We start from the raw sequence: 23,146 nt of genomic DNA, 5'->3' as shown, positions 1-23,146 counted from the left end.
CCAGCCAGCGGCCCTGAGACCCCTATGTGACGTAACGTTATCACTGGCCTCATGCGACGACAATTGAGCATCTGCGCAAAAACTAACGGAAGCTAAACGCGACCGTTCTCTTCGGCGAAACCCATTGCGCGATTGCCAGGTCCGGTATGTGAAATGGCTCGCATAGCCGGGACAGCAATCGTGTTTGTTGGCCACGAGTTTGCAAGGCTTATGTAACCGGGCGGTGCCGCCCGGCGCCTTATCCGCCGCACGGCTTTGTCAAGCAGCCGCTTATATGGCAGGGTACGGTCGGCAGAGTGCGGGAGCAGGTTCGATGGAACAGCGCCGGTCATCGCAGAGCTTCAAGCGTAAGGAACTGGTCGCCAAGCTCAACGCCACCGGGGTGCGCGCCTTCAAAGCCGCGGCCGACACGGCCAAGCTGCGCGGCAATCCCTATGTCGAGCTCGCCCATTTCATCCAGCAGCTGGTGCTGTCCGAGCGCTCGGATGTCCAGATGATCGTCGCCGACGCCGGACTGGATGTCAGCCGGCTGACGGCCGACATGACCCGCGCCGTCGACAAGCTGCCCTATGGGGCCACCTCGGTGGAGGAATTCTCCGACCATATCTTCCATGCCATCCAGGAGGGTTGGAACCTGGCAACGCTGGAATTCGGCGTGGAGGAGGTGCGCAGCGCTCATATCCTGCTTGCCTGCCTGAAGACGCCGGCGCTGGAAGGCCTGGTCTCCAAGATCAGCGCCGAGTTCGACAAGATCGACGCCGACGGTGTCATTTCCCGCTTCGCCGATGTCACCGAGGGCTCGCTCGAAGCCGGCTCACCGCCCGCCGAGCCCGCCTCCGAGACGCCGATGAAGCGCGGTCCGGGCGGGGATTCGGCGCTGGCGAAATACGCCATCGACCTCACCCACCGCGCCCGGGACGGCAAGATCGATCCGGTCGTCGGCCGCGATCCGGAAATAAGGCAGATCGTTGACATCCTGATGCGACGCCGGCAAAACAACCCGATCCTGACCGGTGAGGCGGGCGTCGGCAAGACGGCGGTGGTCGAGGGTTTTGCGCTGCGCATCGCCCAGGGCGACGTGCCGCCGACGCTGCAGAATGTCAGCCTGCGCATGCTCGATGTCGGGCTGATGCAGGCGGGCGCCAGCGTCAAGGGCGAGTTCGAGAAGCGGCTCAAGGCGGTCATCGACGAGGTCCAGGCCTCAGAGGTGCCGATCATCCTGTTCATAGACGAGGCGCATACCCTGATCGGCGCCGGCGGCGCGGCCGGCACCGGCGATGCCGCCAATCTCTTGAAACCGGCATTGGCGCGCGGCGAGCTTCGCACCATCGCGGCCACGACCTGGGCCGAGTACAAGCAGCATATCGAGAAGGATCCGGCGCTCACCCGTCGTTTCCAGGTGGTCAAGATCGAGGAGCCCTCGGAAGCGGTGGCCGTGCTGATGCTGCGCGGCGTCGCAGGGGTCCTGGAGCAGCACCACAAGGTGCAGATCCTGGACGAGGCGATCGAGGCGGCGGTCTCGCTTTCGCATCGCTATATCCCGGCCAGGCAACTGCCGGACAAGGCCGTCAGCCTGCTCGACACCGCTTGCGCCCGCGTCGCGGTCTCGCAGCATGCCACGCCGGCCGAGGTCGAGGACATCCTGCGCCGCCGCCAGGCGCTGGAGGTCGAGAGCGGCATCATCGGCCGCGAGGCGGCGATCGGTATCGACGTCGCCGACCGGCAGGCCCGCGTCGATGCCGGGCTGGCGGAAACCGAGACGAGCTTGGCCGCCGCCCAGGCGCGCTGGGACCGGGAAAAGGCTTTGGTGACCGAGATACTCGACCTGCGAGCGAAATTGCGCGGCGAAGGCGTGCCGCTCGACGAGGCGGCGGGCAAAGAGGCCGCTGCGGAGACGGCGAGTGCGGCGGGTTTGGAAAAGACGCCCGAGCAAAAGGCTCCCGAAACCAAGATTGGCGAGAGCAAGGCTGACGAGACGAAGAAGGCCTCGAAAGCCAATGGGGTCAAGCCTGCGAACGCCGAAGCAGTGTTCGCCGAGCCGGCAGACGAAGCGGCCGCCAATCTCGCGCGGTTGCGCGAGCTGATGGCCGAACTTGCCGCGGCGCAAGGCGAGACGCCGCTCATCCTGCCGTCGGTCGACCGGAATGCGGTCGCCGCCGTGGTGCAGGACTGGACCGGCATCCCGACCGGGCGCATGCTCTCCAGCCAGACCGAAAAGGCGCTCAAGCTCGCCGCGACCCTGTCCGAGCGCGTCGTCGGCCAGGATCACGCCATGGAGATGATCGCCAGGCGCGTGCAGACCAGCCGCGCCGGCCTCGGCGCGCCGGAAAAACCGGTCGGCGTGTTCCTGCTTTGCGGCCCCTCCGGCGTCGGCAAGACCGAGACCGCGCTGGCGCTCGCCGAGACGCTTTACGGCGGCGAGCAGAACCTGATCTCGATCAACATGTCGGAATTCCAGGAAGCGCACACCGTCTCGACGCTCAAGGGCGCGCCGCCCGGCTATGTCGGCTACGGCAAGGGCGGCATCCTGACCGAGGCGGTACGCAGGAAACCCTATTCGGTGATCCTGCTCGACGAGGTCGAGAAGGCGCATCCGGATGTGCACGAGATTTTTTTCCAGGTCTTCGACAAGGGCATGATGGACGACAGCGAAGGCCGTCGCATCGACTTCAAGAACACGCTGATCCTGCTCACCTCGAATGTCGGTTCCGACGTCATCATGGATCGTACCAAGAACGGCACGGTGCGGACCGGCATCGACGATCTCGACACCGCGCTACGCGCCCCGCTGCTGAAGGTCTTCCCGGCCGCCTTCCTCGGCCGCGTCGTCACGATACCCTACTACCCGTTGTCGGATTCCATGATCGAGGCGATCGCCCGTCACCAGTTCGGCAAGATCGCCAGGCGCCTCAAGGCCACCAACGACGCCGAGCTGGTGATCGGCGACGGCGTGATGGACTTGGTCAAGGCGCGCTGCACCGAGATCGAATCCGGCGGGCGCATGATCGACGCCATCCTCACCAACACACTGCTGCCGGAGCTGAGCCGCGGCGTGCTCAACCGCTCGCTCGAGGGCAAGAAGATGGCAAAAGTCACCGTGGGTGCGTCGCCGGAAGGATTTACCTACTCGTTCGAATAGGCCTCCGGTGAGGGAAGCTATCCTCAGATGGACCAGAGCACGCCGCCGTCGCAGGCGATGGCCTGGTCGGTGATGTAGGAGGCGCGATCGGAGGCGAGGAAGGCCGCCAGCGCTGCAAACTCTTCGGGACGGCCGATGCGCCTGGCCGGTATGGCGGCCTGGCTCACCTTTTCCAGGCCGAGCTTCGCATCCGCCAGCCTCTCCGGTTGGCGGAACTGGCCAACGGACACTGCCGTCCAATTGGTCCCGGTGCGGAACCTTCCGACCGGCGCGGCCTTATCTTCATGTTTTGCAGCAGGAGCGAGGGAGGCCATTGAGCAGCATTGCCTGGCGGAGACTGGCGCTACTGCAGGTGCTTGCACTGATGCTTGCTTCCTGCTCCTCGTCCGAAACCGTTGACCAGCAATCGAAGCTTGCGGCCTCGACGGCGCAGGCAGCGGTGCTGGTGAGTGACGCCTGGCTTTCCGGCGCGGCGCCGGCACACTACGCATCGGCTGCCCTGCAATCCTTTGCCGGGACGCTCGACGAAGCCGGCCAGCAAGTTGAATCGGCGTCTCCGTCCGACCGGACAAAGCGAGATGCCTTAGCGGCGGCTGTCAGCCGGCTGTCGAACGCGGCAAAGCGGGCCAAGGACGCGGTCGAGGCCGAACAGCATGCGCAGGTCGGTCAGGCGCAACAGGAGCTTCGGGTCGCGCAGCGGGATCTCGCCACCGCATATCGAAACTATTTCTTGCCGCAACGATGAAGAAGCTGCTGGAGATCTCGCTCGGCGTCGTCACCAGCGTGGGCGGGTTCCTGGAGGTCGGGTCGATGGCGACGGCGGCGCAGGCCGGCGCGCTGTTCGGCTTTCAGCTAATCTGGGCGGTGGTGCTCGGCACCATCTGCATCATCTTCCTGGTCGAGATGGCCGGTCGCTTCGCTGCGGTCAGTCATCACACCATCGCCGACGGCATCCGCGAACGGTTCGGCTTCAATGCTTTCATCTGGCCGCTGCTTGCAACCTTGCTGGTCAACTTCCTGGTGCTTTCCGCCGAGATTGGCGGCGTTGCCATCGCTGCCGAGCTTGCCACGGGGATCAGCTATCAATGGTGGGCCTTGCCGGTGGCTTTCCTGGCTTGGCTGCTGTTGTGGAAAGGCACATTCGGCCTCATCGAAAAAGGGGTGTCGATGCTTGGCCTGGTCACGCTCTGCTTCGTCGTCGCAGCCGTGATGCTCCGCCCCGAATGGAAAGAGGTGGCGGTCGGGGCCGTGCCCAGCCTGCCGCAGCACGACACGGCAAAATACTGGTTCATGGCCGTCAGCATTCTCGGCGCCTCGATCTCGCCTTACCTTTTCATGTTCTATTCCTCCGGGGCGATCGAGGACCAGTGGGACAAGAGTTACCTCGGCACCAATCGGGCGATTGCCGGTCTTGGCATGGGCTTTGGCGGAACCATTTCGGTGGGCGTTCTGATCGTGGCAGCGCTGGTTCTCGGTGCTCATGGCATTACCGAAGTGGACGACTACAACCAGCTTCCGCTGATGCTGATCCCGATCTTTGGCTTCTGGGGCTTCGTCCTTTTCGTTGCTTCGCTGGGCATCGCCTGTTTCGGAGCCGCTCTCGAAGTGGCGCTGCAGCAGGCCTATCTCGTCGCGCAGGGATTCGGCTGGACGTGGGGTGAGGATCTGAAGCCGCGCGACGATCCCGGATTCAGCCTCGTCTACACATTGACGCTCTTCCTCGCCGCCGTCCCGATAGCGCTCGGTCTGGACCCGTTGAAGCTCACCATCTTCTCGATGGCGCTGACCGCGGCCAGCCTGCCGCTGACGGTCGTGCCATTCCTTTTCCTGCTGAACGACGACCGCTATGTCGGCAAGCATCGCAACGGTGTCATTTCGAACGCGGCCGTGATTTTCGTCATCGCGCTCGGCTTCGTGCTGGCGGTGGTGACCATTCCGCTGCAGATATTCGGAGGCACATGATGCAACTGCTGCGCGACATACTGGACAAGCAGGTCGTCGATCGCGAGCAGGTCAAGATCGGCAAGGTTGATGGCCTGGTCGCCGAGCTGAGGCAAGGCAAGCCGCCCAGGCTCGTCGCCGTCGAACTTGGCTCGATCGCATTGGCGCGCCGGCTTGGCGCGCGGCCTGGGCGATGGACCGTCCAGCTCGCGGCAAAGGTTAGCGGCAAGCGCCAGGCAAGGCCGCATCGGATAGCGTGGAACAAGGTGCGCGACATCGGCGTCGACATCGAATTCGATATCGACGTGCGCAGGACCAAAATCTTGGCCTGGCAGCGCTGGCTTCGCAATCATGTCGTCGGCCGAATCCCGGGAGCCTGAGGATGAATGTGAACCTCGAGCATCTGGCTGGTCGGCGCGTGTGGTCTAAGCGCGGTAGGCCCATCGGCTATATCGAGGAGATCATCGCCGAGCAGGATGGTGACGATCTCGTCGTGACCGAATTTCATGTCGGCATCTTCGCCGCGTTCGAACGTCTGTCCGCATCGACCGTCGGCACGGCATTGCTCGATTTCTTCGGACTGCGTCGCCGGCAAGGCCTCTATCGCATACCTTGGGACAAGCTCGACATTACCGATCCGGCGCACCCGCGGCTGCTCTGCTCCGATGACGAGCTTTCCGGCTTCGAAGGTGCCGGTTGTCGGACAAGCTCAGCCCTCCACCAGCGCGACAGTTGAAACGGGAGTCTTCCGATGGCATTCGAGACGCTTTGCATCGATCGCAGGCGCGCTGCCGGTGTCCAGATGAGCCCGACTTGCCGACGCCCAGGCCGCTGGACCGCTATTCTCGCCATATCGAATTTTTGCCCAAGGAAACTCCTCCTGCCGGAACGATCGAGTCCAACTGCCGTTACCGTCAAAAAGGCAGGAGCGAGCAATGACTGGACGCAAGACCCACGATCAGCAGATACGTGTCATCGAGGAGCGTGAGAATACGAAGAACGCGCCCAAGGAATTGGAAGCCGAAGCGGAGCTGAAGCGGTCCGCGGCGGAGCGCGAGGCACGGCGGAAGGGGTCGAACCTCAGGGGCGACACGCCTGACCTAGTTGATCCAGACGATCGCAACATGCTTCGCGGTAAAAATCAAGAAAGTGCCCACAACAAGAATCGAGGCTCCAAGTAGGCAACCCCAGGACCTCCCGGCAGCAATCGACGTTCGGTCTTTCTCGATAATCTGTGGCAGCAGCCCTTGCGCAACTTGCCTCGGCTTAGCCGCCGGCGGCCGGTATATCAACCAGCGTTTGGAACACCTACGGTCGACATGTTCCGACCGAAAAAGGCCTCAAGGCTGACCCAGCCTTCGCACGCTCTTGGCGGTTGGTCAACAAAGATCGCGACCCCGGTCGCAGACCGGGGCCGCATCGCCAAACTTGGCCTTTGGCATGCAAACGAGCTTATGCCAGGCGCCTCACGCGGCCGCCTGCAGGGCCCGCTCGTTCGCACCGCTTTCGCCGAGCTTGGTAAGTGCCTCGTCGGTGGCGGATTCTTCCTTGAGGGTCTCGCGCAGCAAGGGGAGGGCGTCTTTCAGCCCCAGTTGCTCCGCCCAGGCGATCAGCGTGCCGTAGCGCGCTATTTCATAGTGCTCGACCGCCTGGGCGGCCGCCACAAGGCCCGCGTCGAGTGCCGGCTCGTCCTTGTATTCCTCGAGGACCTCCGAACCCTCCTCGATGATGCCGTCGATCGCTGGGCAGGTCTTGCCCCGTGCCGGCTTGCCGAGCATTTCGAAAACCTGCTCGAGCCGGTCGACCTGGCCTTCCGTCTCGGTGCGATGCTTTTCGAAAGCCGCGCTCACGTCTTCTGCCTGCGCCGCCTTGGCCATCTTCGGCAGTGTCCTCAGAATTTTCTTTTCCGCGTAGTAGAGGTCTTTCAGACCGTCCATGAACAGGCTTTCTAAGCCGTTCGCCTTGCCGGACGAACTTTTCTTCACCATCGACACGTCTCCTTCGGTTGGGTTGCTGTTCCAAAACCAACAGGATCAAACGATGTTCCCGGTGAGATATTTTGTGACCTTCATATTCGACAATAGCACGGTCGAGGCGGGCCTGCGTCACCTCGGCGGTCCCTTACGGTCGCGTGACCAGAGCTGGTCGAACATGCTGAGCGCGGCACTTGGCCCGACAGGGTCCAGCAGTCCTTGCTCGGCGGCTGCCTTCTTAAAGGCCGCAAAAGCGATAGCCGGACGGCAAATCCCATTGGCCGCGTCTTCCACCAGGCGCACCGCCTTTACATAGCTCGCCGCATCCTTGTTCTTCCAGGTCCCATCAAGAGCTTTCCTGGCGTCTGCGATCGAGGAGACCACCATCGTGCCGCCGTGGACGAAGCGGATGGTGAGCGGCAAAAATCTGCTCATGTCTTGTCACCAGCCTAACCACTCGCTCGTGCGACAGGCGAGCCGACAAAGGGCGCCATCAAGGCCGCCGACGCGAGAGCGAGAAGGAACGAGTTCATCTGAAAGGATTTCATGGGCACCACCACATGGATCGAGACCGCCATAACGAAATTGCCGCCACCCGGTTGCATCGGAGAGGCGCTGATCGGCTGGGCACATCGGCAGCGGTTCGGTCGCCACGTCCTATGGCATCGTGCAAGGCTTTTCCACGCCTCCGCTTCTGCTGCTGATCCTTCTGATGACCAACGATGACAGGATCATAGACGACAGGGTCGACAGCCGCAGCACCAACATCCTCGGCGCGGTCACGACCATCACAATCTTTGCGGCTGCGGCCGGCCTGGTAGCGAGCTGGTTCCTCCAACTCGAACGCGGCTGTCAAGCCGTTGGCCAAAGCGGCATTCGAGCAAGTTCGTTTCGGATAGGAACGATCATCTTTGTCACGCATTGTCCCTGATCAGAATTCATCTGTCTCTGCTGGGGTTCGAACCGTGTTACCCAATGGTCATGCCGTGCCGGATTGCGCACTGGGGGAAATCTCCGTCGTCGACCTGATCCCCGCCTTGCGCGCTTTTGCGCGTAGCTTTTGCCGTGTGCCTGAGGATGCCGACGACCTGGTGCAGGAAACTCTCGTCAAGGGGCTTGCGAATTTGGACAAGTTCGAGCCGGGGACGCGCTTGAAGTCCTGGCTGTTCACCATCATGCGCAATACGCACTATACGCGGATCAAGGCGGCCGCCAGGGAAGCTCCCGGATTGCTCGACTGCGCCTCCAACCGACCGATTTCGGAAGCCTCCCAGGAATGGTCCATCCGCAGCAAGGAGGTCTACCGGGCCATTCAGAAGCTCCCGGAGCATCAGCGCGAAGTGCTGATGCTGATCGGTGTGCTGGGCGTCAGCTACGAAGAAACGGCCGAGATATGCAACTGCGCGATTGGAACCGTGAAAAGCCGTCTCAACCGCGCGCGGGCAAGCGTCGTGGAATTCCTCGATGAAAGCTCATCGCAAGCGCTGGTCGAAAGATATGACCATCTCAGCGAGGATCAGCACGCGGCGGATAAGCTTCGATGAGCGTTTGCGTCAGTTGTGGGTTTCGCATCGACGCTTTTGGATCAGCGCATTCTGCAACGCAACCGCGAGTTCGGTCAGGCGGTCCGGAACTTTTTCCTGTTCGATGGCCGTCAGCAAGGACGCAATCTCTTGGTCCACCTTTTGGTCCACGCTCGCGTTGTGAGTGAAATCGCGCTGGCTCGGACGAGTCATGGTATTCTCTTAGCAAACAGGGTCCCTTAAATTCACTTGAGACCATAGGCGGTTGGAGTTTGCAAGGCGCCTCCAGCCGCCGATCGGCTTCGGCTCTGCACAGGCTGTGGGCAGAGCGAAAACCTTACCTGATCCCTTTACGCCCTTGCCGGGTCCTAAAAGACGAGAGCCGCCGCGAGCTCAATCCTTGGGGAGCCGGTTTGCCGCGTTGTCCTGATACTGATCGGACTTGATGCGATTGCCGTCGAGGCCGCGCTCTGTCGTGTGTTGCTTCTTATCCCGGTTCGACAGAACGTCATTTTCGCCAACCATATCTTTCGGAAGCTCGGTTTTCGCTCCGGTTCCGGAACCTTTGCCCTGGCTGCCGCGTCCCATGTGTTTCTTGCTGCCGGATGCCATCTTCTTCTCCTCGGCGTCCCAGTCACTGCGAGAGGCGTTTGGCGTCCGAACTTCGCTCTCTCGCTTATGTTCCGTCGCGACGACGAACAAGAAACGCGGTGCCGTCCCAGTGGCGGAAACGCATCTCGCCATCGATGACGACGTCCATGCCGCATGCGCGCGCAAGATGGCGGATATCGGAAGAATCGACGGCTGGCGACATGCGATATGAATAGTTGAGAATCGCCGCCAGTCCTGTTGGCCGCAACACCCGCGCCATTTCGCTGAAATGCCGCTCGGCGATGCCGGCGAGCACCAGATAGGGGAAACAATCTACGGCCAGCACACCATCGAAACCGGCGACGGCGAATTCGCCGAGGTCGAGGCCTGAGGTCTGGCAGAACTCCACATTGCCAAGTCCGGCGCACCGTTGGCGCGCGATGGCGAGCATCCTGGGCGAGATATCGGTGCCGACGATATATTTCACCCTCGCATGAAGCGCGCTTTCGAAGCGGCCGATGCCACAGCCTATGTCCAGTATCGTCTTGCCTGCGCCGGTGAAGCCCTGTTGTTCCAGCCACGAAGCGATCTCGGCCGTTGTAGCCGAAAGCATCTCCTCGTCGCCAAGGGACGAGAGTTGGACGCTGGCGGCCGGAGAGATGGCGGCCGCCCGGTCGAAGCCGCTCGCCAGCCGGCCGACAATCACCTCGCCCGTCTCATCATCCGAGCGGTCATGACGCACGGAAGCTGCCGTGGTCCGGAGATCGTCGAACATAATCGTCTTGCGGGAAAGGAGCATGGCCACCTGCTCGAGCCAGTCGCGCCGGTGGAGGGTATCTGAACGCATGTCCAGCGCGATATCGGCCAGCTCCGCCGCCGCGGTATCCGTCAGGTAAAGGGCCAATCTGGCAATCGCGACTTCGGCGGGAAGATCGTTCGCCATGCAATTCTGGAGAACGCGCCGCGCGATCGTCCTCTCTGTTTCCGCTACGGTCATGACGCCGGCGCGTTCCGGGTCCAGACCCTTTGCTCAGTCCACCGGTCCACAGCCCCCCAGCTGTATTTGTAGCTTTCCCGGCCGCGCAGAAAATCGAATTCCCGTGCTCCCTCCCGAGCGGCTTCGGCAATGGCCCTGCCGATCAGGATTGCGCCGGGACTCTCCTCGGCATAGGCCGGGTCGAAACCTCCGAGATAGGCATAGGCGCGATCACGGTGATGGAACCCGTAGTAGGCGCCTGCGACTGTGCCGCCGATCTCGACTAGCCAGCATCGCGCCAGGCCGTTTGCGGCCAGGCGAGGCAAGGCCCTCCTATGGAATTCCTGTGCGCCGTCGGTGAGTACACCCTGTCCGGCCCAACGGGCGCTGTGCAGTCGGACCAACTGATCGATGAACACCTTCGGATCGGCCTCATATCGCCCAACGGCTACACGCCCTCGTCGTTGCGCGGCTCTCTCGGCGCGGCGCAACTGCCGCCGTCGCCGGGCAGGTACCGAGCTTGCAAACACGTCATCGCCATGAAGTGAGAGCACTGGACAAGCGGCATGGTTCGACGCCCGGCTCTCCTCGACATTCGTCAGCCCAAGGCGAAGGGAGGCAGCCCCAGCCGGCAGATCCGGCAGGATCCATTGCGACCATTCCAGTGAGAGCGCTGCCTCGGCGATGGCGGCGCTTACCGCTGCTTCCTGGTCGGGGGCGCATAGAATATCGAGATAATCGCTCAGCGAGATCCCGACCGGCAGCAGTCGCCGGCCAGAAACATGCGGTTCAAGATAGAGGGGCGCCAGGCCGACAAGATCATGTCCGCTCCACACGACGATCATGGCGAGATCCCCCGGCGAGAATGTCCGCCACCACGGCACGAGCCAGGCGGGCGACTGGAAGGGCGTAGCGGTGGCGCTTTGCGACCAGAGCTGCCACCAACGCGGCTCGAGATCGTCGAACGCGGCTTGGTCTCGGATGATACCGGCACGCAGGCCGCTCACTGAGCCGCCCTCAGCCCTGCGCGGGAAGCGCCGAGCTTTGCCAGCGCCTGATAGGCATCCATATAGGCCGAAACCATGCGATCGAGCGAAAAGCGGCGCCGCGCCTCGGCCCGGCATGTCTCGCTGTCGAGGTTAGCGGAAGCAAGGATCGCTTTCGCCATCTCATCGATGTCGTTGACGAGAAACCCCGTCTTGCCGTGTTCGACGACGTCGGGCAGGGCGCCATTCGGAAAGGCGACGACGGGCGTGCCGCAGGCAAGGGCCTCCATGGCAACCAGCGAGCTCGTTTCCGCGGCAAGGCTCGGAACGACCAGACAACGGGCGGCGTTGAGAAGCCGCCGCTTGGCGGAAAAACCCAGCGGTCCCAGGAACCGCCGCCGTCTGTCGAGGCGCGGCGCTACCTCGTCGGCAAAATACTGGACATGTGTCTCGTAGGGGTAAATCTGGCCGCCGATCGCAAGTGGCACGGAGGCGCGTCTGGCGGCTTCGATCGCCAGGTGGATGCCCTTTTCCGGGCAAACGCGGCTCAGCACGAGCGCGAAATCGCGACGCCGCCGCGGCCCGTAGAGCGCATCGACGTCAACGCCGTTTGGAATGGGCGCGATCAGCTTCGATCCAGCCGGCGCGGTCTTTTGCTGTGCCTCCGACACCGCGTGCAGCCACAGGTCCTCACGTGCCGGTCTCAGGACCTCGGGCAGATACCAGGCGAGCGGCAGGTGCAGCGTCACCAGCGTCGGGCCGTCGTCAGGCAGGTAGGCGCCGAAATCGATACCGTGCAGGTGTACGACGTCAATCGGCCATCGCGCCCGGGCGGCAGCGATCGCCGCGCGATGCGCTTGCTGGGCACGGTCTTTGGCCGCCTCGTCGAGCGGACCTGTTTCGGCAGGCGTCTCAACGAGGGTACCGGCTGCGCTGGAACCATGGCAGGCGACCACGATGGAACGATGGCCCTGCCGCACCAGCGCGCGATCCAGGGCGGACAGCACCTGCTCGGCGCCGCCGACCGCATCGAGGCCGACGGGGGCAAGCGGGTAGGCGACGTTGAGCACGGTGAGCATCATGGTTGACCCGCGAATTCAGCCGGCGCGTCGGACGACCGATCGGCGGATGACATGATGATCTCACGCGGCCGACGCGCGCCGCACCGGCATCTCGGCGTCGCGCGCGCCCGGGGCGTAGCGGCGGATCATGGTCTGGCAGAATTCGGCGAATTCCTCGGGCGCCTGTGGCGGGCTGGTGTGATGCGGCTGCAGGCCGCGATGTTCTGGCGTGAAGCAGAAGGTGACGGTGACGTCGAACTCGGCCAGCGCTTCCATCTGGCGGTCGAACCAGTCGAGGGCATTCGGCCTGAAGCTGTCGGCCCAGGAGAGGCCCGTGCGCAGATTGGTGACGCCCAGATGCTTCATCCAGGCGACGGCATCGTCCAGCCGGTGGTCCTCAAAGTGGAACCACTGGACCAGCCCCATATCCGGCGTATGGCGCGCGAATTCTTCGAGCGCCGGCTTGGGCGTGCCATCCTCACGCAGCAGACCCATGTAGAAATGACGGTAGTAGGACGAGCCTTCCACCTCGCGATGCCGCGTCGTGGCGCCCCACGCATGTGGCAGATCGTAGAGGCTATACCATTGCACGCGGGGCGCATTGCCCAGTAACAACTCGGCAGTCCGACGCAGACCCCAGAGTTGGACCTCCTCGGCGCCGAAACTCGACACGCCGGCCTCGCTGATCCAGATCGGCAGATCCGTGACTTCGGCGATCTCGCCGAGCTTTTGCGGCCACTCATGGATCTGCCAAAGGTTCCAGTCCAGCGGGAAGCCGTGCACGGCGACGGCATCGACATGATCGAGCACGCCGTACCCCTTCATCAGCGACATGAAGCCGGCATCGATCGGCGAAATGCCGCCGAGAATTCTGGTGATTGCCGGGTTTTCGCGGCCGATAGCGTCGGCCGCCAGCATCGCCATGCTGGCGAAGCGGCTCCAGTCCGGATCGAGCTCAGGGTCCCAATGCGACTTGTTGTTGGGCTCGTTCCAGATCATCGCGGCTTCAATCATCATTTCGTCCTTTCACAGGGTAAACGGCGCCCTCGCCGGCCGGCTTACCAGCCGCGCGGCAGAAATAAACCTCGTCCTCCGGGTGAATCAGGATCTCGAAACCAGCGCTGCGCAGCATCGCCTCGATGCAGCCGCGGTTCGGGATCCACCAGTTGGTCGGGTCGTCCGCATAGCGGTGCTCGATGAAATGCAGCTTCGGGAATTCAGGCCGATCGAACAGGTCGTGCGTCCAGAAATCGTAATTCTGCTCGAGCGCGAAGACCTCGCTGCTCCCGCGTTGCATCGACTGGAAAATCATCACGTCTCGCGCGACGTGCTCGCGGATCAGATCCAGCGCCAGCAACGGGTGCCGCAGGTGATAGAGCACTCCCATGAAGAGCACGATGTCGAAAGTCTCGCCAAGCGCGCCGACGTCATAGACCGACAGTTCGCGGAACTCGATGTCGCAATCGGCGACTTCGGCGGCGAAGCGCGCCTGTGATAGATAAGCTGCGTCGAAGTCTATGCCGAGCACCCGGTCGGCGCCCCGCCGCTTCATTTCGATCGAATAGAAGCCGGCGTTGCAGCCGATGTCGAGCACGGACTTGCCGGAGAGATCGGCTGGAATCGCGTGCGCGAACTTGCGCCACTTGATCAGGGGGTAGTTACCAAGGAAATGATCGGGAGCGGTCTGCACGCCGGCCAGTTCCATGTTGTGAAACCATGGCCCCAGCGCGTCGATGCGGCGGCGGATTTCCGCGTCCGAATGCAGCATGCGTCAACCTCCTTCGCCCGACAAGGTCGATACCGGCGAGCGGCCTGAACGCACGCTTATTGGCGTGCCTTCTTCCGCTATGTCGTTGTTTTCAAGCAATCGGAGTGCTGTGCGGTAGCCGTTGAACGTCCCGACATCGACGTAGGCGGTGCCCGCCTTGACGCCCCAGGCTTCGCCACCGGCGGCCAGATAGGCATTGACCAACGTGCCGAAATATTCGTCGCGACCGTCCCGCTCGCGCCAGAGCGCTGCAAGCCGGTGAAAGATGCTGCCCGGCATTTTGAACGCACCCCAGACCCACTCCGTGGCCGCATTCCGCTGTTTGACCTGGATCTGCTCGACCCGGCTGTCCTGATCGACGAGCACGGCGTCAAAAAGCTCGGGGCGGTCTACAGGGAACAGCAGGAACGACAGCCGGTCGTCCGCAAGACGGCAAAAGCCGTCCTCGGGAAACCAGATCGTATCCGGGAGCCCGATCAGCACCGTCTCTTCCGACCCTACGAGCGGTTCGGCACGAAAGATCGCGTCGCAAAGGCCGACCGGAGAGGGCTGCGCCACGAAAATTGCTGCAGCCCTGTCATAGCCGGCCGCATAATATTCGAGGATATCCGATTTACCCGAACCGATGACGAAGCAGATCCTGTCGACCCCGTTGCGCACCATCCTGCGCACCAGATATTCGCTGACGGCGCAGGGACGTTCGGTGTGCCCGTCCATTCGGCTGCCCACAGGCAGCAGTTCCTTGGAAAAGCCAAGCGGTTGAATGCGACTGCCCCGCCCGGCGGCAGGTACGATCCCCAGCATCAGACGGCTTCCTTCATGTCTTCGCCTGCTTGCGCCTCAGCGGCCTCGTTCAGAATCCGGTCCAGTTCCGCGGCGCGGCGCGTCGATGTGTGTTCATCGAGAACGCGCTCGCGGGCGCGGCGGCGCAGTGTATCGAGCTCCGTATCCGGCAAACCGATCGCGGCGATCACGTCTTCGGTAGAATGTGCAAGCAGGATCTCTTTGCCAGGCTCGAAGAAGCTGTCGAGGCCCGGCCAGTCGTCGGAAATGATCGCCGCGCCGCAGGCTGCCGCTTCGAACAATCGGCCCGACGGACACCAGCCCTTGCGCGCCATCGCTTCGCGGGTGACGTTCAGGGTCAGGCGCGACGAGCAGAAGAAGGCCGGATGGTCGGCAGGCGGCAGATGCCTGACAAAGAAGATGTTGTCGCTCCACGGAAAATCCTGAGGATATTGCGCGCCGCCGATGACGAAGCGGCGATCCGGCATCCGCAGAGCTGGCGCGACCAGCAATTTCTCGACGCTCGGCTGGCGATCCTGGGCATAGGTGCCGAGATAGGACAGATCGCCGGCGAATTCGGGCCTGGGCTGCGCCGGCCGATGGCGGTCGGGATCGACATGACCATAGAGCGGCAGGACCAGACGCGCGCCCAGCGTGGTCTTTAGCGCATCGAGCGCCGGGCCGCCGGTGTAGCTCAGCACCAGGTCGAAATCGCGAAGTCCTTCGGGGCCGAAATAGGATGGCGGATCGCCTTGTTCGATACGCGCCAGCGTCACCGCGGTGTCGAGATCGTAGAACACCTTCAACCCGCGACAGCACTCTTGCGCCAGGTGTGAGGCTTCAACTGCATCCGGGCAATAGGACGTAACGATCACAACGTCAGCTTCCCGGACCATATTGGCCGCAGCCTGCGCGATGTCGTCCCAAGACGTATAGAGCACGATGTCGCCACCATCGAGGTGATCGAGATCCCTTGCGCCGGCGTAGTAGGACGTGTCGCGTTCGAAGAAGCTGATGCGCCAGCCGAGCGGCGCCAATGCGCGTATCAGCCCGCGCCAGAGCGTGGCATGCCCGTTTCCCCACGAGGAGGTCACAGTGAGGCCGAAGATCACCATCCGCATCGGGCTGCTCCGTCAAGCGACTTCATTCAGGCGAATGAGCTTCGAACCCCAGTCGCCATGAACGATGGTGGTGATCGATGCGGGTTCGACGTCGAAGCGGAAGCAATCGCCTAGCTGAAGGCCGAGGACCTTGCACACGGCGGCCTTGATGACATCCGCGTGGCTGATCAGCGCAACATATTGGTTGGGGGTTTGCCGGCGCAGCGCATCCATCAGGCCGATAACCCGCTGCTGCGTGTCCTGCATGGTCTCGCCGCCCGGCGTGCGTGCGCTCTGGCGTTGGTCATTCCACATTCGCCAGGCGGCATCGCCGTTCAGCTCTTCAAACGTCTTGCCGGACCACGCGCCATAGTCGATCTCGTCCAATTCCTGGCAGATCGCGATCTGCTCGACGTTGCAGGCGATGGCGATCGGTTTCGCTGTCTCCAAGGTGCGCTTGCGCGGACTGCTGAAGATCGCGGCGAGAGGCTCCTTCGCCATGCGACGCGCAAGCTGCAGCGCCTGCACCTGGCCGGCGCGACCGAGGTCCATATCCTCCAGACGGCCGGCCAAACAGCGGTCGACATTGTCATGCGCGGCATGCCGGACGAGGAAGAAGGTCGTGGTCATTCGGCGGCGTCGAGCATCGGCTCGTCCCTGCCGGCGATGAAGGCGAGCGTGCGCAGGCGGGCCTCGGCATCGGTGAACTGCTCCGGCGGCGACTTCATGAAGTAGCTGCAAGGCCCCGTGAGCGCGCCGGCAATGCCGCGATCGAGGGCCAGCTTGGCGCAGCGCACGGCATCGATCACCACGCCGGCGGAATTCGGCGAATCCCAGACTTCCAGCTTGAGCTCGGCATTCAGCGGCACGCCGCCGAAAGTCGTTCCCTCGACGCGGATATAGGCCCATTTGCGATCGGTGAGCCAAGGCACGTGGTCGCTGGGTCCGACATGGATGTTGCCCGGCTCGAGCGGAATATCGATCTGGCTGGTGACGGACTGCGTCTTGGAGATTTTCTTGGATTCCAGCCGCTCCCGCTCCAGCATGTTGAGGAAGTCGGTGTTGCCGCCGAAGTTGAGCTGGTAAGTGCGGTCGATGCGCACCCCGCGTTCCCGGAAGAGATTGGCGAGCAGCCGATGGACGATGGTCGCGCCGACCTGGCTCTTGATGTCGTCGCCGACAAGGGGCAGGCCACGCTCCTCGAAGCGCCGGCGCCATTCCGGCCGCGAAGCGATGAAGACCGGTATGCAATTGACGAAGGCGCAGCCGGCATCCAGTGCGCATTCGGCATAGAAGCGGGTGGCCGCTTCCGAGCCGACCGGCAGATAGGACACCAGCACCTCGGCTCCGCTTTCCCGCAGTCTCGCGGCCACGTCGGCGACCGGTTCATCCGCTTCCTCGACGATATCGCGCAGGTATTTGCCAATGCCGTCGAGGGTCGGTCCGCGGTGCACGCGCACCCCGATCGGCGCCACATTGGCAAAGCGGAAGGTGTTGTTGGGCGCGCTGTAGATCGCCTCGGCCACATCGCGCCCAACCTTGTCCTTCGCGACATCGAAGGCGCAGACGACTTCGATGTCGTCGACGTGGTAACCGCCGAGATCGGTATGCATCAGTCCGGGGATCGGCTCGTTGCTTTCTGCCTGGCGATAGTAGGTAAGGCCTTGCACGAGGGAGGATGCGCAATTGCCGACACCGACGATGCCGATGCGAACCTTTTTCGATGTCACGAAACCGCCGCCTCTGCTGTTGGGGGTATGTTCCTCGCCGCCGAACTGGCACCGGCCGGGAATGTTCCTTGCCGGCGGAAAAATTGCGGATCGCTGGTCAGCGCTTACGACCGCGTCGCTGCCGAACCAGGAAGCGCCTACGGGAACGGAACCTCGCCGATCCTGCAAAGTTAAAGCGCCGGAGCGATTGTCATGTCAGCAAACGCCGGCCTGCTGCTAGGCTGCGCATTTTGGTTTCTTGCCTATGCCGGCAACTGGGTCGCAGCCGGGGAACTCGGGCATCAACAAGCGAAGGTCGTCAAACCTCCGATCGAGCCCATGATTCCGGCTGCGCCGCAATCCTCGAACCCAACCGCATCCCAAGACTCGCCGGGCCGCGGGCTGTCGCTGTTTCTGAGCAACGGTTGCGGTGCATGCCATACTATAAGAGGCACCGAGGCCCGCGGGACGATTGGCCCGGACCTTTCCCATGTCGGATCGCGAACAGCGATCGGCGCCGGGGTCCTGCCGAACACCGAGGAAGCCTTTGCACGTTTCGTCGCTCGCCCTGATCTGTTCAAGCCAGGCGTGAAAATGCCGGCATTCGACGTGCTGCCGCAAACCGAAATCCAGACGATCGCGCGATATTTGAAAGCCTTGCAGTGATGCCCGGTTCTCGTACCGAATCCGGGACAACGTCGTCCAACGCTACTGCCGAAGAAGACGCCGCTCGCGTGGCGAACCAGCCGATAATGATCCACCTGAAGCATGTCGTATTCGGCGCCATCGGTTTGCCTGTCTTCCTGTTGCTTGCGGCATGGATCGGCTTCTTCAACGTCGGCGCCAGCAGCGGCCATTGGAAGGTGACGGCGTGGTTCCTTCAGCTCGCCATGCGCTCGGCCGTACGCACTTATGCACTGGCCGTGGACGCGCCGAAAACGCTCGACCGGCGGGGGCTTCCGGCGGCCGCCGGACATTTCGCGCGAGGCTGCGCGATCTGCCACGGCGCACCTGGCGAGCTCCGCTCGCCGGCGGTGCTGCGTATGCTTCCGCAACCGCCGGATCTTGCGCTCACGGTCGGAGATTGGACCGACGCCCAGCTTTTTCGGATCGTCAAGCATGGAATACGGTTCACCGGCATGCCCGCCTGGCCGGCCCGCGACCGCGACGACGAGGTCTGGGCAATGGTTGCTTTCCTGCGGGAACTCCCAAAGCTCAGTCCCAATGAATTTCGGGCGCTTGCCATCAACGGCAGCGACGTAACCAGCAGCGACCGGCAACCCGCCACCCCGGATGTTCTCTCCGACTGCATGCGCTGCCACGGAGGCGACGGCGAGGGCAGGAGTGACACCGTGCCCGCGCTGGCCGGACAGAAAGAAGCTTACCTGCTCGCCAGCCTCCAGGCCTATGCCAAAGGAGACCGCACGAGCGGCTTCATGGCTCTGCCGGTGACCGGCATAGCTCCTGACGAAATGGCCGCGCTTGCCCGGTATTTTGCGACGCTGTCACCGGCCTCGGGGGAACAGGATCAAATCCCGGCGGAGGTGATCAACGGCGGACGGCAAATCGCAGAAGCCGGAATTCCGGAGCGGAACGTGCCTGCCTGTGCCGGCTGTCACATCGGCTCCGACAAAAATCCGATCTATCCGCGCCTCGACGGTCAGCACGCCGCTTACCTCGAACAACAGCTAAAGCTGTTCCGGTCCGAGAGCCGAGGCGGCACGCCATTCTGGCGTATCATGGCGACTGCCGCCCAACGCCTCACGGACGACGATATACGGGCGGTATCGGCCTATTTTTCCAAACGGGCGGAAGATGCTCAGCAACTGCGATAGTACGTCGCCCGGAGGCGTTGCAGAGCCGAGAGCGCCTGCTGCGCAGGGCGCGCTTCGAGATCCGTTCAAGGAACTTTATCCCATCCCGCCAGTTCCAACAGCGCACAGACGGCCTGAGCGGACAGCCGGCTGAAGCATCCTTTGCGGGTGAACCAGGCTGAATGCAGTTCCGGTGGCCTCACGAGACATGGAATTTCGGGACTGCAGCCTGGCCCGGCCCCCTGTCGCAGCTATGGCGCGTAGATGCCGCAGAACAGAAGAACGCCGCCGATCAGGCAGAAGGCGAGGAGCGTCGCAACGAAGAATCCGGGTTCGCGAAAAATCCTGGTATCGCGGTTCAGACTCACGGCTCAGCCTCTTCGGCACTCTACGAAGCCCTCAACACGGAACGGGACCGGCGAGTTCCGGATGCTGTGTTTTCTCTGTTTCGAAGAGCCCCCAATTGGCGGGCGTTGGCCAGCTTCATGGCTGCCGCCGGCGGATCCGCTCTCGCCTCTGGCTGCGCCGGTGTGCAGTCGGCCCTCGATCCGCACGGCGAGCGGGCCGACGCTCTGGCCGTTCTGTTCTGGATCTTCACGGCCGTGCTCGGACTGGTCTGGCTGGTCACCATGGCCGGCTTGTTCTTCGCGCTGACACGCCGGCGAGACAGTCGCGGCGAACAGGCGGAAGCGCATCCGGCCGTCAAACGGCCGGTGCGTATCGCCTTTGCTGCTATGCTGACATCGACCTTCATCATTCTCTCGGGCCTGGCCGTGCTCAGCTTCGACGGACAAAGGGCGGGTTTCGGGCATGGGGTCGGGGCGGCCATAACAATATCGGTCATAGGGCACCAATGGTGGTGGCAGGTCCGCTACGAAGGAAACAACGGTTTCGAGACGGCAAACGAGATTCGCATTCCGGTAGGCAGCGCGGTCGACATCAAGCTCACCACGGGTGACGTGATCCACTCGTTCTGGATACCGAGCCTCGCCGGCAAGCTCGATCTCATTCCAGGCAAAAGCAATGAGCTCCGTATCCAAGCGGATAAGCCCGGCGTGTACCGCGGCCAATGTGCCGAATTCTGCGGCCAGCAGCATGCGCACATGGCGATCTTCGTGGTGGCGCTGGAGCCGGGCGAATTCGAACGCTGGCGCGCAAAGCAAGCCGCGCCGGCAATGCCGATGGCTCATCTTGCGAAGCAAAATGCCTTTGCTTCCGCGGCATCGTCTCCATTCGCCGCCCTTTCGGAGCGTTCGCAATGAGCCCGGCGGTCGAGGAACGTCACGAAACCCGTGACACCGATCTGGGTGACGAGGAACTGCGCGTACGGCTGAGCAAGACCTGGGGCTCGGCGCGTGGTCTGATCGGCATTCTCTCGACAGTCGATCACAAGATCATCGGCATCCGCTATGCCGTCACCGCCTTCGTCTTCCTGTTGGCCGGCGGCATCATGGCGATCATCATGCGGCTGCAGCTCGCGCGGCCGGACAGCCATCTCGTCGACGCCGAGCTCTACAACCAGCTTTTCACCATGCATGGCACAACGATGATGTTCCTGTTCGGGGTGCCGGTCGGCGAGGCGTTCGCCGTCTATCTGGTGCCGCTCATGGTCGGCACCCGCAACATCGCCTTTCCGCGCCTCAATGCCTTCTCCTACTACGTCTATCTGTTCGGCGGCCTGATGCTGTGGGGCGGTTTCGCGTTGAGCATCCGCCCTGATGTCGGCTGGTTCTCCTATGTGCCCCTCGCAAATCTGAATTTCACCCCAGGAAAGGGGCCGGATTACTGGGCGCAGATGATTACTTTCACCGAAGTCGCAGCGCTTGCAGTCTCGGTGGAGATCGTCGTCACAGTCCTGAAGCAGCGCGCGCCGGGCATGACGCTTGACCGCATTCCACTCTTCGTGTGGACGCTGCTCGTCCATTCCTTCATCATCATCTTCGCCATGCCGGCGATCATGCTCGCCTCGTCTATGCTGATCATGGAGCGGCTGGTCGGCACGCAGTTTTTCAATCCGGACGCGGGCGGCGATCCGCTGCTTTGGCAGCACCTTTTCTGGTTCTTTGGTCACCCCGAAGTCTACATCATCTTCCTGCCTGGAACCGCTTTCGTGTCGGCGATCGTGGCGACATTCTCCCGGCGGCCGGTCTTCGGCTATTTGCCGATGGTGCTGTCGCTGATCGCGATCGGCTTTTTGTCCTTTGGCTTGTGGGTTCACCACATGTTCGTGACCGGCCTGCCTGAAATCGGTGCCGCATTCTTCACCGCCTCCAGCATGGCTATAGCCATTCCGAACGGGGTCCAGATATTCTGCTGGATCGCAACGCTGTGGGACGGCAAGCCGGTGCTCAAGACGCCGTTGATCTTCGTGCTCGGTTTCTTCTTCATCTTTGTCGCCGGCGGGCTCTCGGGTGTGATGCTGGCGTCGGTGCCGATCGATACGCAGGTGCACGACACCTATTTCGTCGTCGCCCATTTCCACTACGTGCTTATAGGCGGCACCGTCTTTCCGCTTGTCGCGGCCGTCTACTACTGGTTCCCGAAAGTGACGGGCCGGCTCATGGATGAGCGGCTCGGCAAATGGCAGTTCTTCCTCGCCTTCACTGGTTTCAACATCACGTTTTTTCCGATGCACCTGCTCGGTCTGCACGGCATGCCGCGCAGGGTCTACACCTATCCCGCGGAGACGGGCTGGGGCGGGCTCAACCTGCTCGCCAGCGCCGGCGCGCTGCTGTTCTTCGCAAGCTTTCTGCTCATGCTCTACAACATGATTGCCAGCGCCCGCTCGGGCGCCCTTGCCGGCGACAATCCCTGGGGCGCCGACACGTTGGAGTGGGCGACCAGTTCGCCGCCCCAGCCGCAGAACTTCGATCGCATTCCGTGCGTCACAAGCGGCTCGCCGCTGTGGGATCAGGGCGACCACAAGGCGGTGGTCGGCGGCCTCAAGGTTGATGAGCGCGAACTGGTCGTGACGAGCCTCACGGAGGCCCGGCCTGACATTCGCGAGGAATCGCCGGCGCCCTCGATCTGGCCCTTTCTGGCGGCGTTCGCCACAGCCGCCGCGTTCATCGGCTCGATCTACACGCCTTGGGCGGTTACTTGGGGTTCGCCCGTCGTCGCCATCCTGCTGGTCGCCTGGTTCTGGCCGAAAACCATCGAGGAGAATGTCTAGATGGCTCGCAGCGTCATCGATGTCTCAGGTTTGCCGACCTATGCCTTCGGTTCGCGTGTCACCCCCTGGTGGGGGACCTTCTCGTTCTGCCTGCTGGAAGGAACTGGCTTCGCCCTCGGCATCGGCGGTTATCTCTACCTGGCCGTCACCAACAAGGATTGGCCGAAGGACGCGGTACCTTTGAGCCTGCTCTGGTCGGCGCTCTTCACGCTCGTCCTTGTCATCAGCGCACTGCCGAATTTCCTGATCAAGCGAGCAGCGACGCGGGAGAGCTTGCGCTCGGTCCGTCTGCTGCTGCTGATCATGAGCGCGGTTGGGCTGGTGCTTATCGGGCTGCGCATCATGGAATTCTCGGCCTTGCCGGTACGCTGGAGCGACAATGCGTATGGCTCCTTTGTCTGGCTCCTTCTCGGCCTTCATGGTGTGCATGTGCTGACTGACGTCGCCGACACGCTGGTCCTGACGGTGCTGATGTTCACGCGGCACGGAACAGGCAAACGCTTCAGCGATGCCGAGGACAATGCCTTCTACTGGTATTTCGTCGTGCTCTCATGGTTTCCCCTTTACGCTGTGCTCTATTGGCTGCCGAGGTTCTGATACGATCCTGCAC

At 62.8% G+C, this 23,146-nt stretch carries 27 protein-coding genes; 13 read left to right on the top strand and 14 right to left on the bottom strand.

What is annotated here, in order from left to right; translation table 11 throughout:
* The first annotated feature begins 313 nt into the window (after positions 1-313).
* Positions 314-3,139, top strand: a complete 2,826-nt coding sequence (gene tssH / locus LB553_RS10040; protein ID WP_224512778.1) for a type VI secretion system ATPase TssH — start codon at positions 314-316, stop codon at positions 3,137-3,139.
* Positions 3,140-3,162: 23 nt separating this feature from the next.
* Here tssH and LB553_RS10035 read toward each other — a convergent pair whose 3' ends face one another.
* Positions 3,163-3,369 (bottom strand): SDR family oxidoreductase, encoded by a 207-nt coding sequence (locus LB553_RS10035; RefSeq protein WP_318011490.1) that lies wholly within the window; start codon positions 3,367-3,369, stop codon positions 3,163-3,165.
* Positions 3,370-3,452: 83 nt separating this feature from the next.
* Between LB553_RS10035 and LB553_RS10030 the strand changes: the two genes are divergently transcribed.
* The 5 genes from LB553_RS10030 (at position 3,453) to LB553_RS10010 (ending at position 6,261) form a co-directional block, all read left to right on the top strand.
* Positions 3,453-3,884 carry a hypothetical protein gene (locus tag LB553_RS10030; protein WP_224512776.1) on the top strand — a complete coding sequence of 144 codons (432 nt, stop codon included), beginning with the start codon at positions 3,453-3,455 and terminating at the stop codon, positions 3,882-3,884.
* Positions 3,881-5,101, top strand: a complete 1,221-nt coding sequence (locus LB553_RS10025) for an NRAMP family divalent metal transporter (protein ID WP_224512774.1) — start codon at positions 3,881-3,883, stop codon at positions 5,099-5,101. The genes LB553_RS10030 and LB553_RS10025 overlap by 4 nt, the downstream gene beginning before the upstream one ends.
* Positions 5,101-5,460: a hypothetical protein gene (locus LB553_RS10020; protein WP_224512772.1), complete on the top strand. Its 360-nt coding sequence runs from the start codon at positions 5,101-5,103 to the stop codon at positions 5,458-5,460. The genes LB553_RS10025 and LB553_RS10020 overlap by 1 nt, the downstream gene beginning before the upstream one ends.
* 2 nt (positions 5,461-5,462) lie before the next feature.
* Positions 5,463-5,816 carry a hypothetical protein gene (locus tag LB553_RS10015; RefSeq protein WP_224512770.1) on the top strand — a complete coding sequence of 118 codons (354 nt, stop codon included), beginning with the start codon at positions 5,463-5,465 and terminating at the stop codon, positions 5,814-5,816.
* A gap of 199 nt (positions 5,817-6,015) precedes the next feature.
* Positions 6,016-6,261: a hypothetical protein gene (locus LB553_RS10010; RefSeq protein WP_224512768.1), complete on the top strand. Its 246-nt coding sequence runs from the start codon at positions 6,016-6,018 to the stop codon at positions 6,259-6,261.
* A gap of 285 nt (positions 6,262-6,546) precedes the next feature.
* Here LB553_RS10010 and LB553_RS10005 read toward each other — a convergent pair whose 3' ends face one another.
* On the bottom strand, positions 6,547-7,068 hold the full coding sequence (locus LB553_RS10005) for a ferritin-like domain-containing protein (protein ID WP_224512766.1): 522 nt from the start codon (positions 7,066-7,068) through the stop codon (positions 6,547-6,549).
* Positions 7,069-7,185: 117 nt separating this feature from the next.
* Entirely contained in the window at positions 7,186-7,488 is a 303-nt protein-coding gene (locus LB553_RS10000) for a DUF982 domain-containing protein (RefSeq protein WP_224512764.1), read from the bottom strand.
* A 277-nt stretch (positions 7,489-7,765) separates the two neighbouring features.
* On the opposite strand from LB553_RS10000, the gene LB553_RS09995 reads away from it, so the two are divergent.
* Both LB553_RS09995 and LB553_RS09990 read left to right on the top strand, forming a co-directional pair.
* Positions 7,766-7,984, top strand: coding sequence for a hypothetical protein (locus tag LB553_RS09995; RefSeq protein WP_224512762.1), 219 nt, complete (start codon positions 7,766-7,768; stop codon positions 7,982-7,984).
* Positions 7,985-8,039: 55 nt separating this feature from the next.
* Positions 8,040-8,597, top strand: a complete 558-nt coding sequence (locus tag LB553_RS09990; RefSeq protein ID WP_224513030.1) for a sigma-70 family RNA polymerase sigma factor — start codon at positions 8,040-8,042, stop codon at positions 8,595-8,597.
* Positions 8,598-8,606: 9 nt separating this feature from the next.
* Here LB553_RS09990 and LB553_RS09985 read toward each other — a convergent pair whose 3' ends face one another.
* The 11 genes from LB553_RS09985 to LB553_RS09935 form a co-directional block, all read right to left on the bottom strand.
* On the bottom strand, positions 8,607-8,789 hold the full coding sequence (locus tag LB553_RS09985) for a hypothetical protein (protein ID WP_224512759.1): 183 nt from the start codon (positions 8,787-8,789) through the stop codon (positions 8,607-8,609).
* 180 nt (positions 8,790-8,969) lie between these two features.
* Positions 8,970-9,188 (bottom strand): hypothetical protein, encoded by a 219-nt coding sequence (locus tag LB553_RS09980; RefSeq protein WP_224512757.1) that lies wholly within the window; start codon positions 9,186-9,188, stop codon positions 8,970-8,972.
* Between the two features lie 64 nt (positions 9,189-9,252).
* On the bottom strand, positions 9,253-10,110 hold the full coding sequence (locus LB553_RS09975; RefSeq protein ID WP_224512755.1) for a class I SAM-dependent methyltransferase: 858 nt from the start codon (positions 10,108-10,110) through the stop codon (positions 9,253-9,255).
* Between the two features lie 50 nt (positions 10,111-10,160).
* Positions 10,161-11,150: a GNAT family N-acetyltransferase gene (locus LB553_RS09970; protein WP_224512753.1), complete on the bottom strand. Its 990-nt coding sequence runs from the start codon at positions 11,148-11,150 to the stop codon at positions 10,161-10,163.
* Entirely contained in the window at positions 11,147-12,211 is a 1,065-nt protein-coding gene (locus tag LB553_RS09965) for a glycosyltransferase (protein WP_224512751.1), read from the bottom strand. Before LB553_RS09965 ends, LB553_RS09970 begins: the two co-directional genes overlap by 4 nt.
* Positions 12,212-12,271: 60 nt before the next feature.
* Positions 12,272-13,204 carry a beta-xylosidase gene (locus tag LB553_RS09960; RefSeq protein WP_224513029.1) on the bottom strand — a complete coding sequence of 311 codons (933 nt, stop codon included), beginning with the start codon at positions 13,202-13,204 and terminating at the stop codon, positions 12,272-12,274.
* The gene (locus LB553_RS09955; protein WP_224512749.1) at positions 13,197-13,958 is read right to left on the bottom strand and encodes a TIGR04290 family methyltransferase; all 762 of its coding nucleotides are present in this window, start codon (positions 13,956-13,958) and stop codon (positions 13,197-13,199) included. The genes LB553_RS09960 and LB553_RS09955 overlap by 8 nt, the downstream gene beginning before the upstream one ends.
* Positions 13,959-13,961: 3 nt before the next feature.
* Positions 13,962-14,762: a nucleotidyltransferase family protein gene (locus tag LB553_RS09950; protein WP_224512747.1), complete on the bottom strand. Its 801-nt coding sequence runs from the start codon at positions 14,760-14,762 to the stop codon at positions 13,962-13,964.
* A complete protein-coding gene (locus tag LB553_RS09945) occupies positions 14,762-15,862 on the bottom strand; it encodes a glycosyltransferase (protein ID WP_224512745.1) in 1,101 nt (366 codons plus the stop codon). Before LB553_RS09945 ends, LB553_RS09950 begins: the two co-directional genes overlap by 1 nt.
* Positions 15,863-15,874: 12 nt before the next feature.
* The gene (locus tag LB553_RS09940) at positions 15,875-16,471 is read right to left on the bottom strand and encodes a histidine phosphatase family protein (protein WP_224512743.1); all 597 of its coding nucleotides are present in this window, start codon (positions 16,469-16,471) and stop codon (positions 15,875-15,877) included.
* Complete coding sequence (locus LB553_RS09935; RefSeq protein ID WP_224512742.1) at positions 16,468-17,571, bottom strand: inositol-3-phosphate synthase; 1,104 nt, start codon at positions 17,569-17,571, stop codon at positions 16,468-16,470. The genes LB553_RS09940 and LB553_RS09935 overlap by 4 nt, the downstream gene beginning before the upstream one ends.
* Before the next feature lie 192 nt (positions 17,572-17,763).
* Between LB553_RS09935 and LB553_RS09930 the strand changes: the two genes are divergently transcribed.
* The 5 genes from LB553_RS09930 to LB553_RS09910 all read left to right on the top strand — a co-directional run bounded on the left by LB553_RS09930 (position 17,764) and on the right by LB553_RS09910 (position 23,133).
* Positions 17,764-18,216, top strand: coding sequence for a c-type cytochrome (locus tag LB553_RS09930; protein ID WP_224512739.1), 453 nt, complete (start codon positions 17,764-17,766; stop codon positions 18,214-18,216).
* Between the two features lie 86 nt (positions 18,217-18,302).
* A complete protein-coding gene (locus LB553_RS09925) occupies positions 18,303-19,385 on the top strand; it encodes a c-type cytochrome (RefSeq protein WP_224512737.1) in 1,083 nt (360 codons plus the stop codon).
* A 161-nt stretch (positions 19,386-19,546) separates the two neighbouring features.
* A complete protein-coding gene (coxB, locus tag LB553_RS09920; protein ID WP_224512735.1) occupies positions 19,547-20,626 on the top strand; it encodes a cytochrome c oxidase subunit II in 1,080 nt (359 codons plus the stop codon).
* Entirely contained in the window at positions 20,623-22,536 is a 1,914-nt protein-coding gene (gene ctaD / locus LB553_RS09915; protein ID WP_224512733.1) for a cytochrome c oxidase subunit I, read from the top strand. The genes coxB and ctaD overlap by 4 nt, the downstream gene beginning before the upstream one ends.
* Positions 22,537-23,133 (top strand): heme-copper oxidase subunit III, encoded by a 597-nt coding sequence (locus tag LB553_RS09910; RefSeq protein WP_224512731.1) that lies wholly within the window; start codon positions 22,537-22,539, stop codon positions 23,131-23,133.
* The last annotated feature ends 13 nt before the right edge of the window (positions 23,134-23,146 follow it).

The sequence above is a fragment of the Mesorhizobium sp. CA8 genome, assembly GCF_020164955.1.
Classification (GTDB): domain Bacteria; phylum Pseudomonadota; class Alphaproteobacteria; order Rhizobiales; family Rhizobiaceae; genus Mesorhizobium.
Note: the sequence above shows the minus strand (reverse complement) of the source record. Positions and strands in the feature narration are given on the sequence as shown.